Below are 25,497 nucleotides of genomic sequence, written 5' to 3'. Positions count from 1 at the left end.
GGCATTGAACAAGCGGTGAATGCGAAGGGATGTGATCGTTAAGCCTGCGGCGTTGCACACAAGCTACACCCCCGCTAAGCGCGGAGCCCATGGCAGCAGCACCGATCCTCAGCTGGGAAGGCCTTGGCCTGATCCAGGGCAATGGCTGGCTTTTCAGCGACCTCGACATTCACATCGGCCCGCGGGACCGGCTTGCGCTGATCGGGCGCAATGGCGCGGGCAAGACGACGTTGCTCAAGCTGATCGGCGGTCAGGTCGATGCCGACAAGGGCACCCGCTCGATCCAGCCGGGCACGCGGATCGTCACGCTCGAACAAGACCCTTTCTTCACCGGCTACGATACGCTGATGGACTTTGCCCTCTCCGGCAAGGATGCTCCGCCGCGCCACGAGGTCGAAGCGATTGCCGGCCAGCTTGGCATCGATCTTTCGCGCAAGGCCGACAGCGCCAGCGGTGGCGAGCGCCGACGCGCGGCACTGGCGCGTGCGCTCGCTTCCGATCCGGACCTGCTCCTGCTCGATGAACCGACCAACCACCTCGACCTTGCAGCCATCGACTGGCTCGAGGACTGGCTGCAGCGCTTCAAGGGGGCGTTCGTGGTCATTAGCCACGACCGCACGTTCCTCGACCGGCTGACCAAAGCCACGCTCTGGCTTGATCGCGGCAGCCTTCGCCGAAAGGACATCGGGTTTGGCGGATACGAAGCATGGATGGAGCAGGTCTACGCGGAAGAGGCGCGCGCGGCCGACAAGCTCGATGCCAAGCTGAAAATCGAGGCACACTGGCTCGAACGCGGCGTTACCGCGCGGCGCAAGCGCAACCAGGGACGGCTCGAGAAGCTTTGGGAGATGCGGGCGCAGCGCGCTGCGATGTTGACGCCGCAGGGCACGGCCAAGCTCGCGATTGCAAGTGACGATGCCAAGAGCAAGGCGGTGATCGTCGCTGATCACGTCAACAAGAGCTTCGGCGAACGCGCCATCGTCAAGGACTTCACGCTGCGCATCACGCGCAAGGACCGCATCGGCGTGGTCGGTTCGAACGGCGCGGGCAAGACGACGCTGCTCAAGCTCCTGACCGGCGAACTCGCGCCCGACAGCGGCACGGTCACGCTCGCCAAGACGCTGCAAGGCGTGATGATCGACCAACAGCGCAGCCTGATGGCACCGGAGAAACGCGTGCGCGACGTTCTGGCCGACGGCAGCGACTGGATCGATGTGCGCGGGGTGCGCAAGCACATTCAAGGCTATCTCAAGGACTTCCTGTTCGATCCGGGCCTAGTCGAAGCGCGAGTTGGCACGCTTTCGGGCGGGGAACGTTCGCGCCTTCTGCTCGCTCGCGAATTCGCACGGTTTTCTAACCTTCTGGTGCTCGACGAGCCAACCAACGATCTCGATCTCGAGACGCTGGACCTCTTGCAGGAGGTGATCTCGGATTATGACGGGACCGTGCTGATCGTCAGTCACGACCGCGATTTCCTTGATCGCACCGTCACGATCACGCTGGGGATGGATGGATCGGGCCGGGTCGACATCGTCGCGGGCGGTTATGCCGATTGGGAAAAAATGCGCAAACAGCGCAACGCCCCCGGATCTGGCAAGGCTGCACCCAGAAAGGCTGCGGCTCCGACGCCAGCCCCTCCACCGCCAAAGAAGGGCAAGCTCTCCTACAAGGACCAGCGCGATTACGACCTGCTGCCCTCGCGGATCGAGGAACTGGATGCGGCAATCGCGCGCGGCGAGGCGCAACTGGCCGACCCCGATCTCTACGCACGCGATCCCAGAAAGTTCGACGCGCTGATGGCGGCCCTCGCGAAAGTGCGGGCAGAAAAGGATGCTGCGGAGGAGCGCTGGCTGGAACTGGCGGAATTGGTCGAGGGCTGAGACGTCGCACATTTACGTGGACCGGGTGGGCAAAAGAACGTTTCAGGTGCAAGCAAAGCGCTTGCCTATGTTGCTGCTTTGTAGGAAAGCAAAAACACCGTTCCGGTTAATGGGCCGCACATGATCAACAGAATCCGCGACATTCGCCGCCAGAAGGGCATGACGCTTGCCGATGTTGCGGCGCGCTGCACGCCACCGACGACCGCGCAAACCATCGGCCGTCTCGAGACCGGCATGCGCAGCCTTTCGCTGGCATGGATGAACCGGATCGGCGCGGCGCTCGGCGTCGATCCGCAGCTGCTCGTCAAGGCAGACGAGGAGTCCCCTGCGCGTCTGGTCGCCCGAATCGGGGCCAGCGGCGCAGAAGCGCTGGCCAAGCCGATGGACGCGATTCTCCCGGTCACGCTCGACGGTTCGGCCCGGCTGATGGCCTTGGCGGTCGATGTCAGCGCTGGCGAATACCGGGCCGGTGACCAGGTCTGGCTGCGGCAGATCGACCCGGACGATTTTGCACGGGCATTCAACCGTGACGTGCTTTCCCCACGCCCCGGCGGGCGCTTTGCCTTCGGTCGCCTGATCGACCAGCGCGACGGGCGCATTGCCCTGCTCCCGCCTGGCTCGGGCCAACGCCAAGTTATCATTGACCGCCCCGCCTGGCTCGGTCTTGCCGAAATGCTGGTGCGAAAACTCTGACGTGTTGCGCCTGCTGACGATTTCGACGCTCTACCCCGCACCCGGTCGCACGGGTTTCGGGCGGTTCGTCGCGCGCCAGATGGAAGCACTCGCAGCCCGGGGAGACTGGGACGTGACGGTGATCAACCCGATCGGCCTGCCACCACTGCCGCTCAAGCGCTACGAACCCTTGCGGCGTATTCCGGAGGTCGAACATCAGGGCACGGTCACGGTCTATCGCCCACGCTTTGCGCTGATCCCCGCGATATCCGGCCCTATCAACCCGTGGCTTATCGAACGCGCCATTCTGCCATTGGCCCGGCGCCTCCATGCCGAAGCAGCCTTCGACATGGTCGACGCGCAGTTTTTCCATCCCGACGGACCGGCCGCCGCAAAGGTCGCCAGCGAACTTGGGCTTCCCTACGCAATCAAGGCACGCGGGTCCGACATTCATCTTTGGGGCGAAAACCAGTTTGCGCGCCGACAGATGATCGAGGCTGCAAAGGGCGCGCAGGCGCTGCTTTCGGTATCCTGCGCCCTGTCACATGACATGATTGCGATGGGAATGCCTGAAGATCGCATCACGGTGCACTATACCGGCCTTGACCGCGAACGCTTCCAGCCGCTCGAACGGACAGCAGCGCGGCAGCTTGTTTCGGCGGTCCCCGCGCTGCAGGTCTGGTCGACGGGCCCCCTGCTGCTTTGCGTCGGCGCGTTGTTGCCGATCAAGGGGCAGGCACTCGCCATTCGCGCCCTGCCCCTGCTGCCACAGAACGTGCGCCTCGCCATTGCCGGAACAGGGGCTGACGAATCCGCGCTCAAGACTCTCGTCACGCAACTTGGCCTCAAGGAGCGGGTGCAGTTTCTGGGCGCGGTTGAGCACGACCTTCTCCCCCACCTGCTCTGCGCCGCCGACGTCATGGTTCTGCCGTCCGAACGCGAGGGTCTGGCCAACGCCTGGATCGAGGCGATCGCCTGCGGTACGCCGGTCGTGATCCCCGACGTTGGGGGCGCACGCGAAGTCGTACGAAACGACAGTGCGGGGCGGATCGCCGCGCGCACACCCGAGGCGATCGCCGCAGCCGTGGCCGACCTCCTCGCCGATCCGCCCAGCCAGGAAGCGGTTGCGGAGAACGCCGAACGGTTCAGCTGGGAAGCGAACGCGGCAGCCCTTTCCAGCATATACGAAAAAGCGGCGACGAAGCGCTGAGCCTCGCCGCCGCTGCATTCGCAAGTCTTTTGGCGGTTACGCGCCTTCGCGCGCCAGCCGCTCCTGCTTCTCCAGCGCCGTCTCGGTCGGCACGAAGCTGTTCGGATTGACCTTGAGCCAGATCAGGATCGGCGCGGCCATGTAGATCGAACTGTAAGTGCCGACGAAAATGCCGAGCGTAATAGCGGCGGTGAAGCCGAAGATCACATCCGGGCCCAGCAGCAGCAACGCTACCAGCGTGATGAGAACCGACAGCGAGGTCACGATCGTGCGCGCCAGCGTCTCGTTCACCGATAGATCGAGCAGTTCGGGCATCGGCATCTTGCGGAACTTCTTCATGTTCTCGCGGATACGGTCATAGACCACGATCGTGTCGTTCAGCGAATAGCCGATCAGCGTTAGCAGCGCCGCCACGATGTTGAGATCGAACTCCATCCCCGTGATCGCGAACAGGCCCAGCGTCAGAGAGACGTCGTGGAACAGAGCGAACAGCGCGCCCACGCCAAACTGCCATTCGAACCGGATCCAGATGTAGGCAGCCACCGCCAAAGCGGCAAAGCCCAGCGCCTTGAACGCATCCCAGCCAAGCTCCTTCGAAACCTTGCCCGAGACCGAATCGACGCCGTCGATCCGCGCATCGGCGTGGTTCTTCCTGATGTCGGTGGTGATCGTTCGGGCCATCTTGTCCGACAGCGCGGCATCATGGTCCGCGCCCTCGGGCAGCTTCATGCGGATCGATATCTCGTTCGGCTTGCCGTAGCGCTGGATGATCGGCTCGCCATAGCCGAGCTTGCCCACCTGTTCGCGCAATTCGACCACAGGGGCCTCTGGGCTGCGCTCGAACGTGACGCGGATCATCTGTCCGCCGATGAAATCGACGCCGAGATTGAGGCCCTTGGTCAGCACCAGCCCCCACGAGGCGGCGATCAGGATCATGCTGACGATGTAGAACGGCACGCGCCACTTGAGAAAGTGGATGTTGGTATCGTCGGGAACGAGCTTGAGGAGCTTCATGACTCTCTTTTCCTCTTACAGATTCAGGTCGGCAGGGCGCGCACGGCGCAGCCACTGCATGACCCACAGGCGCGTCAGCGTGACGGCGGTGAACACCGAGGTGACGATGCCGATCATCAGCACGATGGCGAAGCCCTTGACCGGGCCGGAGCCGAACGCGAACATCAGCACAGCCGCGATCACGTTGGTGATGTTGGCGTCGAAGATCGCACGGCTGGCTTCCTTGTAGCCCATCTCCACTGCGGCCACGACCTTGCGCCCGCGATGGCGCTCCTCGCGGATGCGCTCGTTGATCAGCACGTTGGCATCAACCGCTGCACCGACAGTCAGCACGAAGCCCGCGATGCCGGGCAGCGTCAGGGTGGTGTTGATTATCGCCATGACGCCCAGGATCATCAGCACGTTGATGATCAGCGCCAGGTTCGCATAGATGCCGAAGCGGCCATAGGTCACGAAAATGAACACCATCAGCGCGAACGTGCCCACGCCCATCGCAATCATGCCCTTGCGGATCGAATCCGCGCCAAGGTCAGGCCCAACAGTGCGCTCTTCCACGACCTTGAGGTCGACCGGCAGCGCGCCCGAGCGCAACGAGATGGCCAGCGCATTCGCGCTTTCTGTGGTGAAGCGGCCCGAGATGATGGCGCTGCCACCAAGGATCGGCTCATTGATCGTCGGCGCGGACAGGACCTTGCCGTCGAGAATGATCGCGAATTGCTTGCCGGTGTTCTGCGTCGTCAGCTTGGCGAATTTTGCCCCGCCTTCGGTGTTGAAGGTGATGTTGACGACCGGCTCGTTGGTCTGCTGGTTGTTGGTCTGCTGCGCGTTAGTCAGCTGATCGCCTCGGATGCCGCCAAGGCGCTTGACCGCAATGGCAGGCGCACCGCCGCCTTCCGCAGGGCTGATGAACGGCACGATCTCGCTGCCCGGAGGTGCAATGCCCTGCGCCACGTCGGACGGAAGTGCTGCAGTATCGACCAGCTTGAACTCGAGCTTCGCGGTCTGACCGAGCAGGTTCTTGAGCGCCTGCGGATCCTGCAGGCCGGGCACCTGCACGACAATGCGCGTCGGCCCCGAACGGATGATCGTCGGCTCCTTGGTGCCCAGAGCGTCGATGCGCTTGCGCACGACTTCGACGGCGGTGTCCATCGCCTGCGTCACCGCCTGATCGACGCCCGCATCGGTCGGCTTCAGGATGAAGCGGTTGCCGTCGATGACATTGATGTCCCAATCGCGCTGACCGGTCAGCCCTGCGCCATTGGTCAGCGGCAATACCGCTTCACGCACGGCATCGACCTGCGAAGGTTCAGCGACGACGAAAGTGAGCGCGCCATCGCGGTTCGAAATATCGCTGATGCGGATATTCTTGCCATCCTGCTTCAGCTTGTTGCGGACCGATTCCTCCATGCCCTCGATGCGCTGCTGGCGCACCTGCGAAGGGTCTGCCTCGAGCAGGATATGGCTGCCGCCGGCGAGGTCCAGCCCGAGATTGACCTTGGGCTCGGGCAGCGATGACGGCCAGGAGAGGCCCATGGTGGAGGTGAGCGAGGGGATCGCGGCGGCAACGCAGATCAGCGTCACCAGCCAGAGCCAGATCACCTTCCAGCGCGGAAATTCGAGCATGGGCGGTCAGCCTTCGGTAAAAGTGACGATCAGTCGTTCGCGGGTGCGCTGCCGGCTGGCGGAATGATGTCACCCAGCGTCGAGCGTACGGCCTTGACCTTCACGTTGGGCGCTAGTTCGAGTTCGACGTAATGATCGTCAAGCTTTACCACTTTTCCGATCAACCCGCCCGCGGTCACGACCATGTCGTTCTTTTTCATCGCCGCGATCTTGGCCTTGTGCTCCTTCTGCTGGCGCATCTGCGGCCGCAGGATCAGGAACCAGAAGATGAAGCCCATGGCCACCAGCGGCAGGAAGCTCATCCAGGCAGGCGGTTCACCGGCATTGGCGGCGGCGGCGGAAAGAGTGCTCAGCATCATGGGTCCGTTTCTGGGATCGCGGGTTCGACTTTGCAACAGACCCGGCGCGTAAATTGTGCACGCACCGACGCCCGGCAAGCTTGACGCGGGCGGTTAGCAGCTTGGCCCCGCCATGGCAATCGAACGCCCCTGATCCGCCCCATGGCTCGGTGGAACCTTTTTGCCCATTCCGGCGCTTGCCAAGCCTGAAGGCGGTGCCTATAGGCGCGCTTCCGGTCGGGACGTAGCGCAGCCTGGTAGCGCATCACACTGGGGGTGTGGGGGTCGGAGGTTCGAATCCTCTCGTCCCGACCAATAAGTTCAAAGGGCCCGCGCACTTCTGCGTCGGGCCTTTTTGCTGCAAATCGTTTTCCTACACAAACCGATATGGTTATCTCGTCGGGCGTCTTCCACAACCAAGGACGCCCCGCCCATGTCGTTTCTCGAAGCCCTGATCTCGCCCCTTTCGTCGATAATCGACCGGGTCATCCCCGACAAGGAAGCGCGCGATCGCGCCAAGCTTGAGCTGCTGAAGCTTGAAGGCACGCAGGAGATCGAGCAACTGCGCACGCGCATGTCAGCCATCGTAACCGAAGCCTCGTCGACAGATCCCTGGACCAGTCGCGCAAGGCCCGGCTTTCTCTATGTCATGTACATCATGATCCTCTGGGCCCTGCCAATGGGCCTGGTCGGAGCATTCCGCCCGGAAGCGGCGCAGGGAATCGCTGCGGGGATCAACGCTTATCTCAACGGATTGCCCGAACCGCTCTACGCCCTCTTCGGCACGGGCTATCTTGGCTACACGGTCGCCCGGCAATGGGGAAAGGCCCGGGGCACCGATCGCTGACGCCACGGTGAAGCCCCGAACGTTTGGTTAGTTTCTGGTAACTTCCGCCTGCTATTGACTCGCCTGCAAATGATCAGGTCGTCCAGAAACATGCTTCATCAGGCCACGCCCAAATCCACCATCCTTGTCGCGATCTTGCCCGCCCTGCTGCTTGCAGGGTGCGGCAAGTCCAAGAGCGAGGAGGCGATGGAACGGCGGATCGCTATTGCCGAGGCCAAGGCCGAAGCCGCCGACAAGCGGTCGCGCGAAGCCCTGTCCATGGCGGCCTCGGGCTCTGGCGGTTCGAGCATGCAGGCCGAAGTCCAGCCCGAAGAGATGGCGATGGATGAGGGCGTCACGGACAATTCGGCCGAAAGCGCCATCTACGACAATCAGATGGAATCGCCGCCCTCGCCTCCTATTGGCCCTGCCGGCTGACCCTTAACGCTGCCCATTTCCGCCCGACGACCGCTTGCGTCACGCTGGCGACAGGCTATCAGGTCGGACAAATGCCAGCTTCCGGGGATTTGTCATGACCGCTTCTGCCGCACCGAGCACGACCATCTTCGTGCTCAACGGCCCCAATCTCAATCTGCTGGGCCTGCGCGAACCCGAAATATACGGGTCGCAGACGCTGGACGATATCGCCGGGATGCTGGAAGACCGTTCACGCGAACTGGGGCTGGAGGTCGATGTCCGGCAGTCCAACCACGAAGGCCACCTCGTCGACTGGCTGCACGAGGCGCAGGCGAGCGGTGCAAAGGCCGTCCTGCTCAATGCCGGTGCCTATACCCATACCTCGGTCGCCATCCACGACGCGATCAAGTCGATCAAGGTGCCCGTGATCGAGGTGCACCTGTCGAACCCGCACACGCGAGAGGCGTTTCGCCACAAGTCGTTTGTCGGCATGGCCGCCAAGGGCTCTGTCGCGGGATTCGGCGCAAACAGCTATATCGTCGCGCTTGAAGCCGCCTCGCGGCTATAGAAACCGGCGTTTTTCCACCTTCCAGGTCAGCCACCCCTTGCCAGCTTGGCAGCTTGAGGGCATGGCGCGAGGCCTGTAATTATCACCCGCGAGGAACTATAAATGGGGCACGACCGCGGCGAAAAGGCCGATAACATGGCAATCGACAGCGCATTGGTCCGCGAACTGGCAGAACTTCTTGCCGACACCGGGCTTTCCGAGATCGAAGTTGAGGACGGCAGCCGCAAGATCCGCGTGGCGCGCCAATTGACCGCAGCACCAGTTGCACAACAATTTGCCGTCGCAGCACCTGCGCCTGCCCCCGTTGCAGCCGCAGCGACCGCTGCTGCCGCAGCACCGGCCGACGCGAATGCCGACGCCGTGAAATCGCCGATGGTCGGCACCTGTTACCTTGCAGCAGAACCGGGCGCTGCCAACTTCATCTCGGTGGGCAAGACCGTCAAGGAAGGCGAAACTCTCCTGATCATCGAGGCGATGAAGGTGATGAACCCGATCGTCGCACCGACGTCGGGCACGATCACCGCCATCCTCGTCGAGAACGCGCAGCCGGTCGAATTCGACCAGCCGCTGGTCGTGATCGCGTAAGGGACCGCCCATGGCCATCCAGCGCCTGCTGATCGCCAATCGCGGCGAAATCGCGCTGCGCATCCACCGCGCGGCGCACGAAATGGGCATCGAGACCGTTGCGGTGCACTCCACCGCCGATGCCGATGCCATGCACGTGCGCCTTGCCGATCACGCGGTCTGCATCGGGCCGCCTGCGGCCAAGGACAGCTATCTGAACGTCGCGGCGATCATTTCGGCAGCGGAGATCACGCATGCCGATGCGATCCACCCCGGCTATGGCTTTCTTTCGGAGAATGCCAAGTTTGCCGAGATTGTCGAAGCGCACGGCATCACGTGGATCGGCCCAAAGCCCGAACATATCCGAACGATGGGTGACAAGATCGAGGCCAAGCGCACCGCTGGCGCGCTCGGCCTGCCGCTCGTCCCCGGATCGGACGGAGCGGTCTCGGATCTCGAAGAAGCCAAGGCGATTGCCGAAAAGGCCGGCTACCCGGTAATCATCAAGGCGGCGTCGGGCGGCGGCGGTCGCGGGATGAAGGTCTGCAACAGCCCCGACGAGCTCGAGACGCTGATCCAGCAGGCCGGAAGCGAGGCCAAAGCCGCATTCGGCGATGCCACAGTCTATATCGAGAAATACCTCGGCAACCCGCGCCACATCGAATTCCAGATCTTCGGAGACGGCAACGGCAACGCCATCCATCTGGGCGAACGGGATTGTTCGCTTCAGCGCCGTCACCAGAAAGTGCTCGAGGAAGCGCCATCGCCCGTGATTTCCGCGGCCGAGCGCGACCGTATGGGCGGCATCGTGGCAAATGCCATGGCCGACATGGGTTATCGCGGCGCGGGCACGATCGAGTTCCTGTGGGAAAACGGCGAGTTCTACTTCATCGAGATGAACACCCGCCTGCAGGTGGAGCATCCCGTCACCGAAGCGATCACCGGCGTCGATCTGGTGCGCGAACAGATCCGCATCGCCGATGGCAAGCCGCTTTCGGTCCGTCAGGACGAAATCGAGTTCAAGGGCCATGCGATCGAGTGCCGCATCAATGCGGAAGATCCCTTTACCTTCGCTCCTTCGCCGGGACTGGTGAAGAGCTATCACGCATCGGGCGGCATGCACGTGCGCGTGGATTCAGGGCTCTATGCCGGGTACAAGATCCCGCCATATTATGACTCGATGATCGCCAAGCTGATCGTCTACGGCCGCACGCGCGAAGGCTGCATCATGCGGTTGAAGCGCGCGCTCGAGGAGATGGTGATCGAAGGCCCCAAGACCTCGATCCCGCTTCACCAGCGCCTGCTGGGCGAACCCGATTTCCTGAGCGGGGACTACACGATCAAGTGGCTTGAGGAGTGGCTGGCCAAGGACGCCTGAGCCACCCGGCACCGGACGAGCAGAGCCCTCGCAGTTTGCGGGGGCTTTGTTTTTTGAGAGCCCTCAGTTCTCGCGCGGCCGCCATGTGATGACGCGCCAGGCGTAAGCAATGAGTACGATCGCGATCGCTGCAGTCGCAACTGGTCCGGTATATTTTTCGAGATCCTCGAAGTTCCGCCCGAGATAATAGCCAGCCCCGGCAAGGATGGCATTCCAGATCGCCGCGCCCGCAAAGGTAAAGGCAAGGAAGCGCAGGTGACCCATGCGGGTCAGACCCGCCGGCAACGAGATCATGGTGCGCATGAAAGGTGCGAAGCGCAAGGCGAAGACCACCCACTGCCCGTGTCGCCGGAAGAAATGGACGATCCGCTCGATGTCGTGCCATTCGACGGTCAGCCAACGTCCGAACCGGGTCACGAAGGGCCTGAGGCGTTCGTAACCGAGACTCCTGCCGAGCAGATACCAGCAGTAGTTTCCCGCCGTGCTGCCCACGGTCCCGGCCAGCATCAGCGGCCAGAACTCCATGCGACCGCGCGCCACGGCGATGCCGCCAAGGCCCATGATCACTTCGGACGGAATGGGCGGAAACACGTTTTCGATGACCATCAGGAAAGCGATGCCCCAATAGCCGCCGCCTTCAATCAGGTGGATAATCCAGTCATTCATGGTGTGCTCAACGCACGACGCGCCTCAAAGTCTCCCCTCGATCGCGTCCCAGATCATCCCCGGCGTGTCGGTGCCGTTGAACTTGTCGATCGCCACGATTCCGGTCGGCGAGGTCACGTTGATCTCGGTGAGATATCTGCCGCCGATCACATCGATCCCGACGAAGATCAGCCCAAGCCGCTTCAGTTCAGGACCCAGCGCGGCGCAGATTTCCTGCTCCTGCGGTGTCAGCTCGGTCTTCTCGGCGTAGCCGCCGACAGCAAGGTTCGAGCGGAACTCGCCCTCGCCCGGACGGCGGTTGATCGCGCCCGCAATCTCGCCATCGACCAGAACGATGCGCTTGTCGCCCTGGGCCACTTCGGGAAGGAAGGCCTGCACCATGTGCGGCTCGGGCCATGTCTGGTTGAACACTTCGAACAGCGCGCCGAGATTCTCGCCCTCTTCCGAAACGCGGAAAATCGCCTTGCCGCCATTGCCGTGGATCGGCTTGATCACGATAGCGCCGTGGCGTTTCTGGAAGGTGCGCACCTCCTCGACCGAGCGCGTCACCAGCGTCGGCGGCATGAACCGGCGATAGTCGAGTACCATCACCTTTTCGGGCGCGTTGCGGACACTGCGCGGGTTGTTCACGACAAGCGTCTCGCGCTCGATCCGTTCGAGCAGGTGTGTCGCGGTGATGTAGCCCATGTCGAACGGCGGATCCTGCCGCATCAGCACCACGTCGATATCGCGTCCCAGATCGAGCCGCCGCTTTTCACCTGCCTTATAATGATCGCCCACCACCTGCTGCACCGTCACCTGCGTGGCATGCGCGATCAGACGGTCGTCCTCGTCAAGGCTGAGCGAGCCGACATCGTAATGAAAGACCTCATGTCCGCGTTCCTGCGCTGAAAGCATCAGCGCAAAGCTCGAGTCCCCGGCGATGTTTATCGAATGGAGCGGGTCCATCTGGACCGCGACGCGAAGAGTCATGCTTTCACTCTGCCTCAGGGGTTTATCTCACCCGCGCCTTAAAGCCGAATTATGCGCCGCGCGACCAAATTCGCCGGAGCGCCGCGATGGCGCCCGACAGAGATTCGAAAGAGGAGCCTACCCTTATGCGCAAGTTGATCACCACCGCCGCTGCCGCCGTTGCCGTTCTCGGCTGGTCGGGCATGGCCGTTGCCAATCCCGATCCGCACCCCACGCAGGCACCCAGCGATGGCGGACACAAGGACGATCATCACGAAGGCGACAAGAAGGACGACCACCACGCCGAAGGTGAGCACAAGGAAGAGCACAAGACCCACTGAGCTTGCAGCGTTACGCGCCGGGTTGCCATGCATTGGCGATCCGGCGCGGCCAGTGCCCCGGCGCGATCAGGATCACGTCAATCTGCATCGCATCCCCGTTCCGTACAAATTTCGGCGCTACCGCTGCGGCGGCACGCGCCACGCGACGCAGGCGATAAGCATCGATCGCACCTGCCAGCGCATCGCCATCGCGTCGCCACTTGACCTCGATGAATGCTACCGTTCGTCCGCGCCGCGCAATGAGGTCGATCTCGCCCACGGCGAGCTTCACGCGACGCGCAAGAATACGCCAGCCCGTCAGCCGCAACCACCACGCCGCGAGCGTCTCGCCCTTGCGCCCGCGCCGCTCGGCCTCGGCCCGTGATTGCGAACCGGTCATGACTTGAGCGTCATCGCCAGCGCATAAATCGCCTTGCGGTCGAGGCCATGTGCCTTGGCCACCTTCCCTGCTGCCTGCGAGGGCGACATCTCAGCAAGCGCCGCCCGCAACTCCGCTTCGACGACGTCCTCGCCCGGTGCTTCCTGCGCCAAAGGCGGCCCGACCAGCAGCACAATCTCACCCCTGGGAGGATGCGCGGCGTAGTGCGCCGCAAGCTCGTCCGCGCTGCCGCTGCGGCATTCCTCATGCAGCTTGGTCAGTTCGCGTGCCACGGCCACTTCACGCCCTGGCAGGCGCTCGGCCAATGCCGTCAGCGATGCAACGAGCCGGGGTCCGGTTTCGTAGAAGACGAGCGTGGCAGGCACGGTAGCCAGCTCGGTCAGTACATCGCCTCGCGCCTTGTCCTTGGCCGGCAGGAACCCTGCGAACATGAAACGGTCGGTCGGCAGGCCCGCCATCGACAGCGCCACCACCAACGCGCTGGGGCCGGGGATGGAGGTAACGGCAATGCCGCGCGCCCGCGCCTCGCGCACCAGCTTGTAACCCGGATCGGAAATCAGCGGCGTCCCGGCATCCGACACCAGTGCAACGGGATTTTGCGCCATTTCGGACAGCAGAGCCTCGCGGGCCGCATCGCTCGCGTGATCGTCGTACCGGCGCATGACTTTGTGCAGCCCGAGCAAATTCAGCAACTTGCCCGTAACGCGCGTATCTTCGCAGGCAACGATGGCGCAGCGCTCAAGCGTTTCTGCCGCGCGACGGGTTACGTCACGAAGATTGCCAATCGGGGTGGCTACAATATACAGGCCGGGTTCGAGTGGTGGCGTATCCATGGGCAGTCCATGGACCGGGTAGCAATGAGCGACAAGAGGGTGGACCGGTAATGATCGACGCGCAGGAAGCCGATTGCCGCATGGGCGATCATCGCTCCTCACGCCGCTGGCTGGTCAAGGGCCTCGCGTTTGGCTCGCTTTCCCTTCTCGCAGGCTGCGCGGTCATCCCGAAAGGTTCGGTCGGCCCGGCACCCGAAGCGACCGAAAAGGCGCCCGACGCCAATCTTCTGCCAGCCGACGCAGGCCGCCATCGCGTTGCCCTGCTGGTGCCGATGAGCGGGCCAAGTGGTGCGGTCGGACAGTCGATCGCCAATGCCGCGACGATGGCGCTGCTCGATACCAACGCGGCAAATCTGCGCATCACCACCTATGACACGGCGGGCGGTGCAGGTGCGGCAGCGACCAAGGCGATTGCCGATGGCAACAAACTGATCCTCGGGCCCCTGCTATCCGACGATGTCGTGCTGGTTGCCAATGCCGCCCGTCCCGCCAAGGTGCCGATGATCACCTACTCCAATGACAGCGCCGTCGCCTCGCGCGATGTATTCGTCATGGGTCAGGCCCCGGGACAGTCGATCGCGCGGGTTCTTGGCTTTGCCAAATCGAGCGGCATGAAGTCGGTCGCGGCCATAATCCCGACCGGCGATTACGGGCAGCGCGCCACCAGTGCGGTGATCGAAGCGGGTCGCGCGATGGGCGTCACCATCACCGCGGTCGAAACCTACGATCGCGGCAACACCTCGATCGCAAGCGCCGTGCGCCGCGCGAAGGACAAGGGGCGTTTCGATGCCCTGCTGGTTGCCGATGGCAGCCGCATGGCGCTTCAGGCCGCTGGAGCAGCAGGACGCGGCACGAAGCTGCTCGGCACCGAACTCTGGAGTGGCGAAGGGGCCATCGCCAATTCCCCGGCCATGCGCGGCGCATGGTTTGCCGCCGTGTCCGATGCCCGCTTCGGCAAGTTCGAAACCTCCTATCGTTCCCGCTTCGGCGCGGTCCCATCGCGGCTGGCCACGCTCGGCTATGACAGCGTTCTCTTGACACTCAACGTCGCCCGCACATGGAAGCCGGGCACCACCTTCCCCACCGCCAAGCTATACGATCCGCAAGGCTTCATCGGTCTCGACGGAGTGTTCCGCTTCACGGCATCAGGCATGGCCGAGCGCGCGATGGAAGTGCGCGAAGTGGGCGCGGGGACGTTTTCGACCGTCAGCCCGGCTCCTGCGAAGTTCTGAAAGCCCGAAAGCCGGGGATTTCACCGGATAAGGCGCCATCCCCGCTTGCGCCCGGATTCGCGGGCGTTCTATACCCGTTCGCATGTCCGATGACCTTTTCGACAAGCTCCCCGCCACCAGTGCTGCCGAAAGCTATGACGGTTCCGCGATCGAGGTGCTCGAAGGCCTCGAACCGGTTCGCCGTCGCCCCGGCATGTACATCGGCGGCACCGACGAACGCGCGCTTCACCATCTTGCCGCCGAAGTGCTCGACAATGCGATGGACGAAGCTGTCGCCGGCCATGCCAACCGCATTGAAGTTTTCCTGGAGGATGAACCCGGTTCTGCCGGACGCCTGACCATCTCGGACAACGGGCGCGGCATCCCGGTCGATGAACACCCCAAGTATCCCGGCAAATCGGCGCTCGAAGTCATCCTCACCACCCTCCATTCAGGCGGCAAGTTTTCGGGCAAGGCCTATGCCACCTCGGGCGGCCTACACGGCGTCGGCGTTTCGGTCGTCAACGCGCTGTCCTCGCTTACCCGCATCGAAGTCGCCCGGAACAAGGAACTTTACGCGCAGGAGTTCTCGCGCGGGGTTCCCACGACCAAGCTGCTCAAGATCGGCAATGCGCCCAATCGGCGGGGCACGCAGGTCACGTTCGTACCCGATACCGAGATTTTCGGCGCCGACGCGAAGTTCAAGCCCGCCCGCCTGTTCCGGCTGGTCCGCTCGAAGGCCTATCTGTTCGCAGGCGTCGAAATCCGGTGGAAATGCGCGCCTTCGCTGGTCAGCGACGATGTTCCAGCCGAAGCGGTATTCCAGTTCCCCGGTGGTCTGGCCGACCATCTGGCTGAACAGGTATCGGGTCGCGAATGCGTTACCTCTGTGCCGTTCGCCGGCAGTCAGGACTTTCCAGCAGGCCCCGAAGGACAGGAAATGGGCCGCGTCGAATGGGCCATCGCCTGGCCGCTGTGGTCCGACGGTTCGTATTCGTGGTACTGCAACACCATTCCCACGCCCGATGGCGGCACCCACGAACAGGGCCTGCGCGCTGCGCTGACCAAGGGCATCCGCGCTTTCGCCGATCTAATCGGTCAGAAGAAGGCCAAGGACATCGCGCCCGAGGACATGATCACCGGAAGCGAGATCATGCTTTCGGTGTTTGTGCGCGATCCCCAGTTCCAGAGCCAGACCAAGGACCGCCTGACCAGCCCCGAGGCCGCGCGCATGGTAGAGGCCGCCGTGCGCGACCATTTCGATCACTTCCTCACCGACAATATGGAGCGGGGGCGTGCGCTGCTTGGTGCGGTGATGGAACGCATGGACGAACGCCTCCGGCGCAAGGCCGAACGCGAGGTAAAGCGCAAGACCGCGACCAACGCACGCAAGCTTCGCCTGCCCGGCAAGCTGACCGATTGCTCGGGCGAAGGCAGCGGCGAAACTGAACTGTTTATCGTCGAGGGTGACTCTGCAGGCGGCAGCGCCAAGCAGGCGCGCGATCGCAAGACGCAGGCAATCCTCCCGATCCGCGGCAAGATCCTCAACGTCGCCAGCGCCACGGCCGACAAGATCCGCGCCAATCAGGAAATCGCGGACCTCGCGCTCGCATTGGGCTGCGGGATGCGCAAGGACTGCAACGCCGACGCCCTGCGCTATGACCGCGTGATCATCATGACCGACGCCGATGTCGACGGTGCGCACATCGCCACACTGCTGATGACGTTCTTCTTTCAGGAGATGCCCGACCTCGTCCGGCGCGGCCACCTCTACCTCGCCCAGCCCCCGCTCTACCGCCTGACCCACGGCAGCACTTCGGCCTACGCCAAAGATGACGCCCATCGCGCGGAGCTGGAAGCCACGAAGTTCAAGGGCAAGAAAGTCGAGGTCGGCCGGTTCAAGGGCCTTGGTGAAATGAACCCGCAGCAGCTGCGCGAAACCACCATGGCGCCTGCCACCCGCAGCCTGATCCGCATAACCCTGCCGCCCGAATACGAAGGCCGCGCGGCGGTGAAGGACTTGGTAGACCGCCTGATGGGCCGTGACCCGGCGCAAAGGTTCATGTTCATCCAGAACCGGGCGGGGGAATTGGATCCTGAACTGATTGACGCTTAACCGTCTGCTTCTTTGGTCTTTTCGCGCGTAAATTCGAATCGTATCCGCACCCACTCACCAACCTGGCTCTTGCCGTTCACACGCGGCGGACGGACGAGGAATTGCCAGGATGCTTGCCGCAGCGCACGGGCGAGGCCTGATCCCGGCGGGGATTCGCCCAGTTCCTGGCAGTCCTCGACATGGAATTTCTCGATCGTGCGACAGGCGATCATCGCCCAGGCGCCCGGTGGGCGGCTGGCGGGCATGTAGGGTCCGATCTCCGCGTCGGTCGGTTCGCGATACCACTGTGCATTGTACAGGCGGACGCCGCCCGGACCTTCGCCCACCCCTTCTGCACCGCCGCTGCCGCCCGCGGCCCCGGTGCTGCCCCCGGCCTGCCCCCGCTTCATCCTGCTGATATCGGCGTCTGCGTAATCCTTGGACGACAGTTCGATGAACCCTTCGGGCCATTGCACCTTGCCCGGAACCGGCACCCGGGGAGGTGCCACCTGCACTGTTCGCGCATCTGGCACCGCCGCGTCCGATTTCTGCTCGGAAGTCTCGGGTTTGGCTGATTCCTTCTCGCCCTTTTGTGCCTCGGTCCCGAGGTCAATGGCAACGAGTCGGGCGCCGCCCGGTTCGCCGAACGGGCTGAAGGCTCCCATGCGAATCATGATCACGAAAACGGAGATGCTCGCCAGAAGCGCAAGCACAATCGCCGCCAGCCTTCCGCGGGGCGAGGCCCGATAGCCTGTGGTTTCGGGTCTCTGGATCCGGAAAATCATCGCGCGGGGCCTACACGCGCCAGACCAGTCCCGCAATTGGAAGGGCCAAGGTCTCGGCACGCTGGTCCGCTTTCAAGGTGGAGACTTATTTTACGCGAGCGTCAGCAGGAATTGCCGGTTGCTGACACTTGCGTCACACAACCGGGCCGATCATGACGCGTTCGTCAGTAACGTCGGGGGTCTTGCGCTGCTTGACCTGGCGACCTATCGCTTAACCAGCCGATTAATACAGGAACCACCGATGCGCTTTGAAGGCACCAGCAATTACGTCGCTACCGATGATCTCAAGGTTGCCGTCAACGCCGCCGTTCTGCTCCGCCGCCCATTACTGGTCAAGGGCGAGCCCGGCACCGGAAAGACAGTGCTTGCGCACGAAATCGCTAGGGCCGTCGGCGCGCCACTTATCGAATGGAACGTGAAATCCACGACCAAGGCGCAGCAGGGCCTCTACGAATATGACGCCGTCGCCCGCCTGCGCGATGGCCAGTTGGGCGACGAACGCGTCCATGACATCGGCAACTACATCAAGAAGGGCAAGCTCTGGGAAGCGTTCACCGCGCCCAAGCTCCCCGTCCTGCTGATCGACGAGATCGACAAGGCCGATATCGAGTTCCCCAACGACCTGCTGCAAGAACTCGACCGGATGAGCTTCGACGTCTACGAAACGCAGGAGCGGGTCGAGGCGAAGGAACGCCCGATCGTCGTCATCACCTCGAACAACGAGAAGGAACTGCCCGACGCCTTCCTGCGCCGCTGCTTCTTCCACTACATCAAGTTTCCGGACCGCGAGACGATGCAGGCGATCATCGACGTCCACTTCCCCGGCATCCAGAAGACGCTCGTCGGCAAGGCAATGGAAATATTCTACGAAGTGCGCGAAGTACCCGGCCTCAAGAAGAAGCCGAGCACATCGGAATTGCTCGACTGGCTGAAGCTATTGCTGAACGAGGACATGCCCCTCGACGTTCTCCAGAACCGCGACCCGACCAAGGCGATCCCCCCGCTGCATGGGGCCCTGCTCAAGAACGAGCAGGACATCATGCTGTTCGAACGCCTCGCCTTCATGGCCCGCCGTCCGGGTAACTGACCGAAGCCTTCACGCCGTCATTCGCGCGGGCCGAGCTTTTCGAGTTCGACCTGCGCGAACATCTCCTTCACCGCCGGGCGGGCATTGATCTGTTCGATCCAGCGCAAGAGGTGCGGCGTCTCGTGCGTGTTGACGAGGTCGGCGAAGCCGAACTGCATGCCGTTGGCTATCGCAAAGTTGCAGATGTCGGCCAGCGTGTACTGGCCGGGCACCAGCCATTCGTGGTTGGCCAGATGATCGTCGAGACGGCGGACCGAATAGGCGATCTTGCGCATCTCGTCGTCCAGCATGTCCTGCGGGAAGCCATCGCGGGCGCGGCGCCACTTGATCTGCTGCTCGACGACCGGAATGGCGGCAACTTTCTGTTCGAATTCCTCGTCGCTGAGCCCCTTGACCATGTTGCCGACATAGCGGTGCCAGCCGATTGTCGAGACGCACCAGCAGAAGTATTCATCCACCCACTTGGTCCAGACGCGCATCTGGGCACGCCCGAAACTGTCGGCCGGGCGCAGAAGGACCTCGGTGGGATACTCGTCTTCAAGATATTCGCAGATGACGGTCGACTCGGTTACGACATTGTCGCCATCGACGAGAGCCGGAACCTGACCGCGCGGATTGATTGCCTTGAACCAGTCGGTATGATGTTCGAACTTCGCCGGATCGAGGCGATGCTTCTCGACCGGCAGGCCCTTTTCAAAGACCGTGAGCAGCGGCTTCATCGAATTGGCGGCGGGGCCGAACGAATAGAGCTTGAGCATTTTTTGGTATCCTCTCCGAGTGAGCGCACCATAAACAATTGTATGTAACACTAACAATACCAAATCGGAGTCTGCGCTGATGTCCTATACCGGTGGCTGCGCCTGTGGAGCGGTAAAGCTTGAAATCACAGGAGAACCGATTGGCACGCGCCAGTGCTGGTGCCGCCAATGCCAGCAGATTGCCGCAGGCGGTCCGACGCACAACGCGATCTTCAAGGTGGAGGATGTGCGTGTTTCCGGCCCTCTTGCAGCCAGCCATTGGACGGCGGCGAGCGGCAACACGCTGACCTTCAGCTTCTGCCCGTCATGCGGCACGCAGGTCTATGCGCAGAGTTCGGCCCGCGCGCACCTCAAGACCGTTCGGCTGGGTGTCATCGACGAGCCGCATGGTCTCAGGCCCGAAGTGGTGATCTGGACCGAAGAGGCTCCTGCCTGGGCCCATATCGATCCCACGCTCGAAAGCTGGCCGAGGCAGCCACCTGCCCCACCCACCCCGGCTAAATGACGTTGAAGCAATCCTGACCCGTGCGGCGGAGCGAGGCACAGTAAGCATGGGCGCCGGGCGCACTTGCGCGCAGGCGATAGAAGCGACGTGTGCCGACCACGGCAGGGATCACGACTTTCTGAAAGCCGGCAAGCTCGGGATGCATGGAAACCAGATCCTGCCAATGGGCCTCCGCTTCTCCCGGACTGATGGCTGCTGCAAGCTGAATGGTCTGCCCCGGCCCTGAAAGGCTGGGCCCAGACTGGTTCAGAACGGGCGTCGTCTGAGCTGCCTGCGCCATCATGCCTTGCTGCGGCTGCGTGCCCGGGACGTTCGTACGGGGACTTTCGGCATTGAACGCGATCTGCACGGCTTGCTCGTCGCTCCGGATCGGCTCGTTGGTCACGACCACTGTCGTCGACGCCGCGCGCGTCAGGGCAAAGAGCGCACGCGCGAATCCGTAGGGCAGACGGATGCAGCCGTGCGACGCCGGATATCCCGGCAATCGTCCTGCGTGGATCGCGATCCCGCGCCAAGTCAGCCGCTGCATGAAGGGCATTGGCGCATTGCTGTAGATGTTAGAGCGGTGAAAGGTCTTCTTCTGGAGAATCGAAAATATGCCCGCGGGAGTCCCATGGCCGCGCTTTCCGGTTGAGACCGGCGAGGTTGCCCACAGCGTTCCGTCCTTGAACACGTGCATCCGCTGGGTCGACTTGCTGACGACGATCAGTACGCCCGAACGAAGAACGTCCGAAACAGGCGGCGGCATCGTGACAGTGGATGGAGCGGGTAGCGGAGGCGCCATCAATTCCGGTTGCGGATAAGCGGCGGAAACGGCCTGCGCCTGTGCCTTCTCGCCCGCGAAAGACGAGAGTGCGCCGGGCATGGCGATCAGGGCCATGACCAGCATGGCAAGGAATAACCCGACAGCGCCCAGCGTCCGCGTCATGGTAAACACCTCTTAACCATGTTCCGTCTTGGTTAAACGTTGTCGGCGGGCGCTCAACCGATTCTTTCGGTTCACGCCGATCAAACGCGCCGATCCGGATGCTCCGACAGGCCTTGCCCAACAGGCGATCAGCGCTTAATCACACGATTAAGCCAAGGGAGCGCTCATTCGTGTTCTTCAATTTTGTCGACGAACTGCGCGCCGCCGGGATTCCCGCCAGCTTCAAGGAGCATCTCGTCCTGCTCGAAGCGCTAGACAAGGGCGTTATCGAGCAGACCCCCGAGGCGTTCTACTACCTGTCGCGCGCCACGTTCGTGAAGGATGAGGGCCTGCTCGACCGCTTCGACCAGGTCTTCAACAAGGTCTTCAAGGGCGTTCTCACCGATTACGGCCAGCGCCCGGTCGACATACCCGAGGACTGGCTGAAGGCTATCGCCGAAAAGTTCCTCAGCGAAGAAGAGATGGAAAAGATCAAGTCCCTGGGAAGCTGGGACGAGATCATGGAGACATTGAAGAAGCGGCTCGAGGAACAGCACGACCGGCACCAGGGCGGCAGCAAGTGGATAGGAACCGGAGGCACCAGCCCATTCGGCAATTCAGGCTACAACCCCGAAGGCGTGCGCATCGGCGGCGAGAGCAGGCACAAGCGCGCGCTCAAGGTCTGGGAAAAGCGCGATTTCCAGAACCTCGACAACACCAGAGAACTGGGTACGCGCAACATCAAGATCGCCTTGCGCCGCCTGCGCCGCTTTGCCCGCGAAGGCGCGGCCGACGAGCTCGACCTTGAAGGCACGATCGAAGGCACCGCCCGTCAGGGCTGGCTCGATATCAGGATGCGCCCGGAAAAGCGCAATGCCGTGAAACTGCTGCTGTTTCTCGATGTTGGCGGATCAATGGACCCGTTCATCCGGCTAGTGGAGGAGCTATTCAGCGCCGCCACCGCCGAATTCAAGAACATGGAGTTCTTCTATTTCCACAATTGCCTCTACGAAGGCGTGTGGAAGGACAACAAGCGCCGCTGGTCCGATCGCACCAAGACCTGGGACATCCTCCACAAGTTCGGGCACGACTACAAGGTCGTGTTCGTCGGGGATGCGGCAATGAGCCCTTACGAGATCAGCCACCCCGGCGGCAGCGTCGAGCATTTCAACGAGGAAGCAGGCGCGGTTTGGATGCACCGCGTGGCACAGACCTATCCGGCTACTGTCTGGCTCAATCCCGTCCCCGAAAAGCAGTGGGGATATTCGCAATCCACCAAGATGATCAAGGACTTGCTTGGCGGATCGATGTACCCGCTCTCGCTCGAAGGCCTCGACGGTGCCATGCGTGAACTTACGCGCAAGAAGCACTGAGGCGGGCCGCCTCGCTTGACTTCGCGGGCTTCCCTGTCAGCCTGAACCCGAATTCGGTCGACGGGGGTGATCGTGACATTATCCGGAGAAGATGAGCGCCGACTGGCGAGAAAAGCGATCATTGCCGCGACCACTGGCAATGCGCTCGAGTTCTACGATTTCATCACGTTCAGCTTCTTTGCCATCCAGATCGGCAAGGTGTTTTTCCCGTCGCAGGATCCGTTCGTAAGCCTGATGGCTTCGCTTGCCACGTTCGGAGTCGGGTTTATCGGAAGGCCACTTGGGGCCTGGATCATCGGAGCATGGGCGGATCGCCATGGGCGCAAGCCTGCCATGCTCTTGAGCATGGCACTGATGGGAGTCTCGGTTGCCGTACTCGCGCTTACGCCGTCATATGAACGCATCGGCGCCATAGCTCCCGTCATCGTTGTGGTCGCCCGACTGTTGCAGGGGTTTGCGCTTGGTGGCGAGGTTGGTTCGGCAACGACCTACATGCTTGAGACTGCGAGCCAGGATCGGCGGGCGATGGCAATCAGTTGGCAGGGCGCAAGCCAGGCCATCGCTTCGTCCGCAGGTGCTCTGGTCGGTCTTGGCCTCAGCCTTGTGCTTACGGCCGAGCAACTGACCGACTGGGGCTGGCGCGTGGCGCTGTTGCTGGGGACAGTCATCGTGCCGTTCTCGATCATCATCCGCCGCTCGCTTCCGGAAACCATCCATGCTCCCGACCATCTCGAGGCAGGCCCTGCCGCCAAAGGACAGCTCAGGGTCATCGTGCTTGGCGCGATGATGGTCTCTGGCGCGACGATTGCGACCTACCTGTTCAACTACCTCGCGACTTATGGCCAGAATACCCTCGGCTTCTCTGCGAGCATTGCGATGGGCGCGACGCTGTGTGCGAACGTGGCGCGGTTCTTCGCCATTCTGCTGGGAGGCTGGCTGAGCGACCGGTTCGGTCGGCGACCGCTGCTGATCTGGCCGTGGGCGGCGTTCACGCTGGCCATCGTGCCAAGCTATGCTTGGCTGGCATCCACTCACGATGCTGCGGTCTTCATCGCAGGAAATGCGATCCTCGCATTTCTGGCAACGATCCCCAACGGTGCACTCTATGCGAGCATTACCGAGACTTTGCCCAAGGCAACACGGGCACGCACCTTTGCGCTGATTTATGCCCTCCCCGTCACGTTTCTGGGCGGCACAACGCAGCTCATGTTGACCTGGCTGCTGAAGGTCACCGGCGAGCCGATGATAGTCGCCTGGTACATGCTGGTTGCTGCGCTGCTAGCCTTTGCGGGCATGGCACTTACGCGCGAGAGCGCGCCGAAGCGGGTGCCGCAACCTCAGTAAAGCAAGAACGCGCGCCTTTCCTCGACCCAGGATGCCTCGTCGGGGTTCGCTACGGCATCGAGATCAGCCGCCTGCGAGCCTGATGCATCCACCCATTCGCGCAAGGCGGGACCGCCATTGATGACGTCGATCGCCAGCTTGTCGAACACGTACTCGTACGGAAAATCGCGCCACAGCGGGTAATTGGGATAGAGCCGGCGGATGGCCTTGAAGGCCAGCGCCTGCAAACGCCACGGGCGGAAGGCCTCGTGATCGTAGAATGCGCCCTCGGCGTGGATCATCAGCCCGTTGCAGAGCGTCTTGCCATGTTTGTGGAAAGTCGGCTCGAACCAGCATTCGCGGATGGCGCACCCTTCCATCCACTGCGGCGCGAAGGCGCGCATTTCAGCGAGCACGGCCTTGGCATCGATATCGGGCGCACCGAACAGCACTTCGAGCGGACGCGTCGTGCCCCGGCCTTCGGACACGGTCGCGCCTTCGATCATCACCGTTCCGGCATAGGCCCGCGCCATGTTCAGGCTGGCGGCGTTGGGCGAAGGATTGATCCAGATCCTGCTTTCGGGCCAGCCAAAGCCGGGCGCGCCATCCGGCTGCCAGCCTTCCATTGCGATCACGCGGTAATCGACGTCGAGCCCGAAGTGCTGGATGAACCACTGCCCCATCTCGCCAAGCGTCATGCCGTGACGCATGGGCATGGGGCCAGCGCCGACGAAACTTTCCCAGCCCGGCACCAGCCTGGTGCCCTCGACCGGGCGGCCCGCGGGATTGGGCCGGTCCAGCACCCAGACCGTCTTGCCGGTACCACTCGCGGCCTCAAGCAGGTAGAGCAGCGTGGTGACGAAGGTGTAGATGCGGCAGCCGAGGTCCTGCAGGTCGAACAGGAACACGTCGGCGCTGTCCATCATCTGCGGCGTCGGGCGGCGCACTTCGCCATAGAGGCTGAACACCGGGATGCGATAGATCGAGTCCAGCTCGTCCGCCGTCTCGACCATGTTGTCCTGCTTGTCGCCCTTGAGCCCGTGCTGCGGACCGAAAGCCGACGTCACGTTTACACCGGCCGCGATCAGCGCGTCGAGCGAGTGAACGAGGTCCGCCGTCACCGAAGCGGGATGGGCGACGAGCGCAACGCGGCGGCCTTCAAGAGGAGTTCTCAGGGCGGGTTCGGCGATGAGCCGGTCGATACCGAATTTCATAGGCCGTCCGGTGCCTCAAGGCGCGCGGCGAAGCAAGATGCGTGATGGAAATCGGGCCGGTCTTCGCGATGGGCAATGGCCCAGTAGGACTTGTGCCCGCCCTCCTCCTCGATCACCGCCGTGAAGCCGTAAACGAAGGGCAGCGCCGGCAGTGCCGAAGCGGGCAGCGCGACGTCGAAAATCAACAGCGACTGACCGCGGCGGGGCGTGCAGACAGGATCGCGCGGCATGGCACGTTCGGTCATCCCTTCGCGGTAGTCCGAAAAGTCGTAGGCGGCCCATCGTTGCGATGGCGAGAAGTTGAACTCAGCGTAGCTTGTGCCACCGTTCGGCCTCGCGAATAACTCGAAGCAGGTCGTCTGCCACAATCCGTCGGCGCGGCCCTTGCCCGCAAAAGGCGGGACGACCAACTTCGCCGCCCCTTCGACTCGCCACCGAAACGTGACCCAGGAACCGTCGCGCGATGCAATGCGCGCGGAAATGCCGGTAATGCCAAGCGGCGGATGCATGGGATGGCAGACTAGCTCGAAAGTTCCCAAGCGCTCATCTCCGTGCTAGTCGCGCCGCCGAACCAGAGAA

Annotated in this window: 27 protein-coding genes and 1 tRNA gene; 16 read left to right on the top strand and 12 right to left on the bottom strand. The window is 62.8% G+C overall.

Translation table 11 applies throughout. From position 1 onward, the window contains the following. Window positions 1-89 precede the first annotated feature (89 nt). From AC2A04_RS00735 to AC2A04_RS00725, 3 genes are all read left to right on the top strand, one after another. On the top strand, window positions 90-1,880 hold the full coding sequence (locus AC2A04_RS00735; RefSeq protein ID WP_484210402.1) for an ABC-F family ATP-binding cassette domain-containing protein: 1,791 nt from the start codon (window positions 90-92) through the stop codon (window positions 1,878-1,880). Window positions 1,881-2,000: 120 nt separating this feature from the next. Then, on the top strand, window positions 2,001-2,573 hold the full coding sequence (locus tag AC2A04_RS00730; RefSeq protein WP_484210401.1) for a helix-turn-helix domain-containing protein: 573 nt from the start codon (window positions 2,001-2,003) through the stop codon (window positions 2,571-2,573). A gap of 4 nt (window positions 2,574-2,577) precedes the next feature. Further along, the gene (locus tag AC2A04_RS00725; protein WP_484211660.1) at window positions 2,578-3,762 is read left to right on the top strand and encodes a glycosyltransferase; all 1,185 of its coding nucleotides are present in this window, start codon (window positions 2,578-2,580) and stop codon (window positions 3,760-3,762) included. Window positions 3,763-3,798: 36 nt separating this feature from the next. On the opposite strand, the gene secF is transcribed toward AC2A04_RS00725, so the two are convergent. Genes secF through yajC form a run of 3 tightly spaced genes read right to left on the bottom strand, consistent with a single transcriptional unit; the run spans window position 3,799 to window position 6,758 of the window. Further along, complete coding sequence (gene secF / locus AC2A04_RS00720) at window positions 3,799-4,776, bottom strand: protein translocase subunit SecF (RefSeq protein ID WP_484210400.1); 978 nt, start codon at window positions 4,774-4,776, stop codon at window positions 3,799-3,801. Between the two features lie 15 nt (window positions 4,777-4,791). After that, complete coding sequence (gene secD / locus AC2A04_RS00715; RefSeq protein ID WP_484210399.1) at window positions 4,792-6,399, bottom strand: protein translocase subunit SecD; 1,608 nt, start codon at window positions 6,397-6,399, stop codon at window positions 4,792-4,794. Between the two features lie 29 nt (window positions 6,400-6,428). Then, entirely contained in the window at window positions 6,429-6,758 is a 330-nt protein-coding gene (yajC, locus tag AC2A04_RS00710; protein ID WP_484210398.1) for a preprotein translocase subunit YajC, read from the bottom strand. Window positions 6,759-6,975: 217 nt separating this feature from the next. Between yajC and AC2A04_RS00705 the strand changes: the two genes are divergently transcribed. The 6 genes from AC2A04_RS00705 to accC all read left to right on the top strand — a co-directional run bounded on the left by AC2A04_RS00705 (window position 6,976) and on the right by accC (window position 10,490). Next, window positions 6,976-7,052, top strand: a tRNA-Pro gene (locus AC2A04_RS00705). A gap of 118 nt (window positions 7,053-7,170) precedes the next feature. Further along, window positions 7,171-7,584, top strand: a complete 414-nt coding sequence (locus AC2A04_RS00700; protein WP_484210397.1) for a holin family protein — start codon at window positions 7,171-7,173, stop codon at window positions 7,582-7,584. Window positions 7,585-7,674: 90 nt separating this feature from the next. After that, window positions 7,675-8,001, top strand: a complete 327-nt coding sequence (locus tag AC2A04_RS00695; RefSeq protein WP_484210396.1) for a hypothetical protein — start codon at window positions 7,675-7,677, stop codon at window positions 7,999-8,001. Between the two features lie 94 nt (window positions 8,002-8,095). Continuing rightward, window positions 8,096-8,548 carry a type II 3-dehydroquinate dehydratase gene (aroQ, locus tag AC2A04_RS00690; protein ID WP_484210395.1) on the top strand — a complete coding sequence of 151 codons (453 nt, stop codon included), beginning with the start codon at window positions 8,096-8,098 and terminating at the stop codon, window positions 8,546-8,548. A gap of 102 nt (window positions 8,549-8,650) precedes the next feature. After that, window positions 8,651-9,133, top strand: a complete 483-nt coding sequence (gene accB / locus AC2A04_RS00685) for an acetyl-CoA carboxylase biotin carboxyl carrier protein (RefSeq protein WP_484210394.1) — start codon at window positions 8,651-8,653, stop codon at window positions 9,131-9,133. A gap of 10 nt (window positions 9,134-9,143) precedes the next feature. After that, window positions 9,144-10,490, top strand: a complete 1,347-nt coding sequence (gene accC / locus AC2A04_RS00680) for an acetyl-CoA carboxylase biotin carboxylase subunit (protein WP_484210393.1) — start codon at window positions 9,144-9,146, stop codon at window positions 10,488-10,490. Window positions 10,491-10,553: 63 nt separating this feature from the next. Here the strand turns inward: accC and AC2A04_RS00675 are convergent, their stop codons facing one another. Together AC2A04_RS00675 and gshB are read right to left on the bottom strand one after the other, a co-directional pair. Then, window positions 10,554-11,156 (bottom strand): DedA family protein, encoded by a 603-nt coding sequence (locus AC2A04_RS00675; protein WP_484210392.1) that lies wholly within the window; start codon window positions 11,154-11,156, stop codon window positions 10,554-10,556. Window positions 11,157-11,180: 24 nt separating this feature from the next. Further along, on the bottom strand, window positions 11,181-12,128 hold the full coding sequence (gene gshB / locus AC2A04_RS00670) for a glutathione synthase (RefSeq protein ID WP_484210391.1): 948 nt from the start codon (window positions 12,126-12,128) through the stop codon (window positions 11,181-11,183). Window positions 12,129-12,253: 125 nt separating this feature from the next. Between gshB and AC2A04_RS00665 the strand changes: the two genes are divergently transcribed. Then, window positions 12,254-12,448, top strand: a complete 195-nt coding sequence (locus AC2A04_RS00665; RefSeq protein WP_484210390.1) for a hypothetical protein — start codon at window positions 12,254-12,256, stop codon at window positions 12,446-12,448. A gap of 10 nt (window positions 12,449-12,458) precedes the next feature. Here the strand turns inward: AC2A04_RS00665 and AC2A04_RS00660 are convergent, their stop codons facing one another. Further along, window positions 12,459-12,827 (bottom strand): YraN family protein, encoded by a 369-nt coding sequence (locus AC2A04_RS00660; RefSeq protein WP_484210389.1) that lies wholly within the window; start codon window positions 12,825-12,827, stop codon window positions 12,459-12,461. Continuing rightward, window positions 12,824-13,660 carry a 16S rRNA (cytidine(1402)-2'-O)-methyltransferase gene (gene rsmI, locus AC2A04_RS00655; protein ID WP_484210388.1) on the bottom strand — a complete coding sequence of 279 codons (837 nt, stop codon included), beginning with the start codon at window positions 13,658-13,660 and terminating at the stop codon, window positions 12,824-12,826. The genes AC2A04_RS00660 and rsmI overlap by 4 nt, the downstream gene beginning before the upstream one ends. Window positions 13,661-13,710: 50 nt before the next feature. Here rsmI and AC2A04_RS00650 point away from each other — a divergent pair, with 50 nt between their 5' ends. Continuing rightward, on the top strand, window positions 13,711-14,892 hold the full coding sequence (locus tag AC2A04_RS00650) for a penicillin-binding protein activator (RefSeq protein WP_484210387.1): 1,182 nt from the start codon (window positions 13,711-13,713) through the stop codon (window positions 14,890-14,892). Between the two features lie 82 nt (window positions 14,893-14,974). Beyond that, window positions 14,975-16,987 (top strand): DNA topoisomerase IV subunit B, encoded by a 2,013-nt coding sequence (gene parE / locus AC2A04_RS00645; RefSeq protein WP_484210386.1) that lies wholly within the window; start codon window positions 14,975-14,977, stop codon window positions 16,985-16,987. Here parE and AC2A04_RS00640 read toward each other — a convergent pair. Further along, window positions 16,984-17,640: a hypothetical protein gene (locus AC2A04_RS00640; RefSeq protein ID WP_484210385.1), complete on the bottom strand. Its 657-nt coding sequence runs from the start codon at window positions 17,638-17,640 to the stop codon at window positions 16,984-16,986. The two genes, parE and AC2A04_RS00640, sit on opposite strands and share 4 nt — an antisense overlap. A gap of 352 nt (window positions 17,641-17,992) precedes the next feature. On the opposite strand from AC2A04_RS00640, the gene AC2A04_RS00635 reads away from it, so the two are divergent. After that, window positions 17,993-18,838: an AAA family ATPase gene (locus tag AC2A04_RS00635; RefSeq protein WP_484210384.1), complete on the top strand. Its 846-nt coding sequence runs from the start codon at window positions 17,993-17,995 to the stop codon at window positions 18,836-18,838. Between the two features lie 17 nt (window positions 18,839-18,855). Here the strand turns inward: AC2A04_RS00635 and AC2A04_RS00630 are convergent, their stop codons facing one another. Next, window positions 18,856-19,596 carry a glutathione S-transferase family protein gene (locus AC2A04_RS00630; RefSeq protein WP_484210383.1) on the bottom strand — a complete coding sequence of 247 codons (741 nt, stop codon included), beginning with the start codon at window positions 19,594-19,596 and terminating at the stop codon, window positions 18,856-18,858. Between the two features lie 79 nt (window positions 19,597-19,675). Here AC2A04_RS00630 and AC2A04_RS00625 point away from each other — a divergent pair, with 79 nt between their 5' ends. After that, window positions 19,676-20,101, top strand: coding sequence for a GFA family protein (locus AC2A04_RS00625; RefSeq protein WP_484210382.1), 426 nt, complete (start codon window positions 19,676-19,678; stop codon window positions 20,099-20,101). Here AC2A04_RS00625 and AC2A04_RS00620 read toward each other — a convergent pair. Beyond that, entirely contained in the window at window positions 20,094-21,029 is a 936-nt protein-coding gene (locus AC2A04_RS00620; protein ID WP_484210381.1) for a L,D-transpeptidase family protein, read from the bottom strand. The genes AC2A04_RS00625 and AC2A04_RS00620 overlap by 8 nt on opposite strands. A 170-nt stretch (window positions 21,030-21,199) precedes the next feature. Between AC2A04_RS00620 and AC2A04_RS00615 the strand changes: the two genes are divergently transcribed. Further along, on the top strand, window positions 21,200-22,381 hold the full coding sequence (locus tag AC2A04_RS00615) for a vWA domain-containing protein (protein ID WP_484210380.1): 1,182 nt from the start codon (window positions 21,200-21,202) through the stop codon (window positions 22,379-22,381). Between the two features lie 72 nt (window positions 22,382-22,453). Next, the gene (locus AC2A04_RS00610) at window positions 22,454-23,725 is read left to right on the top strand and encodes an MFS transporter (RefSeq protein WP_484210379.1); all 1,272 of its coding nucleotides are present in this window, start codon (window positions 22,454-22,456) and stop codon (window positions 23,723-23,725) included. Here AC2A04_RS00610 and AC2A04_RS00605 read toward each other — a convergent pair. Both AC2A04_RS00605 and AC2A04_RS00600 read right to left on the bottom strand, forming a co-directional pair. Further along, on the bottom strand, window positions 23,719-24,918 hold the full coding sequence (locus AC2A04_RS00605) for an exo-beta-N-acetylmuramidase NamZ family protein (RefSeq protein WP_484210378.1): 1,200 nt from the start codon (window positions 24,916-24,918) through the stop codon (window positions 23,719-23,721). The genes AC2A04_RS00610 and AC2A04_RS00605 overlap by 7 nt on opposite strands. Continuing rightward, window positions 24,915-25,427, bottom strand: coding sequence for a DOMON-like domain-containing protein (locus tag AC2A04_RS00600; protein ID WP_484210377.1), 513 nt, complete (start codon window positions 25,425-25,427; stop codon window positions 24,915-24,917). Before AC2A04_RS00600 ends, AC2A04_RS00605 begins: the two co-directional genes overlap by 4 nt. Window positions 25,428-25,497: the final 70 nt, after the last annotated feature.

Source organism: Novosphingobium sp. HNCC26DJ243, from assembly GCF_057180545.1.
This window is presented reverse-complemented; position numbering and strand designations above follow the sequence as displayed.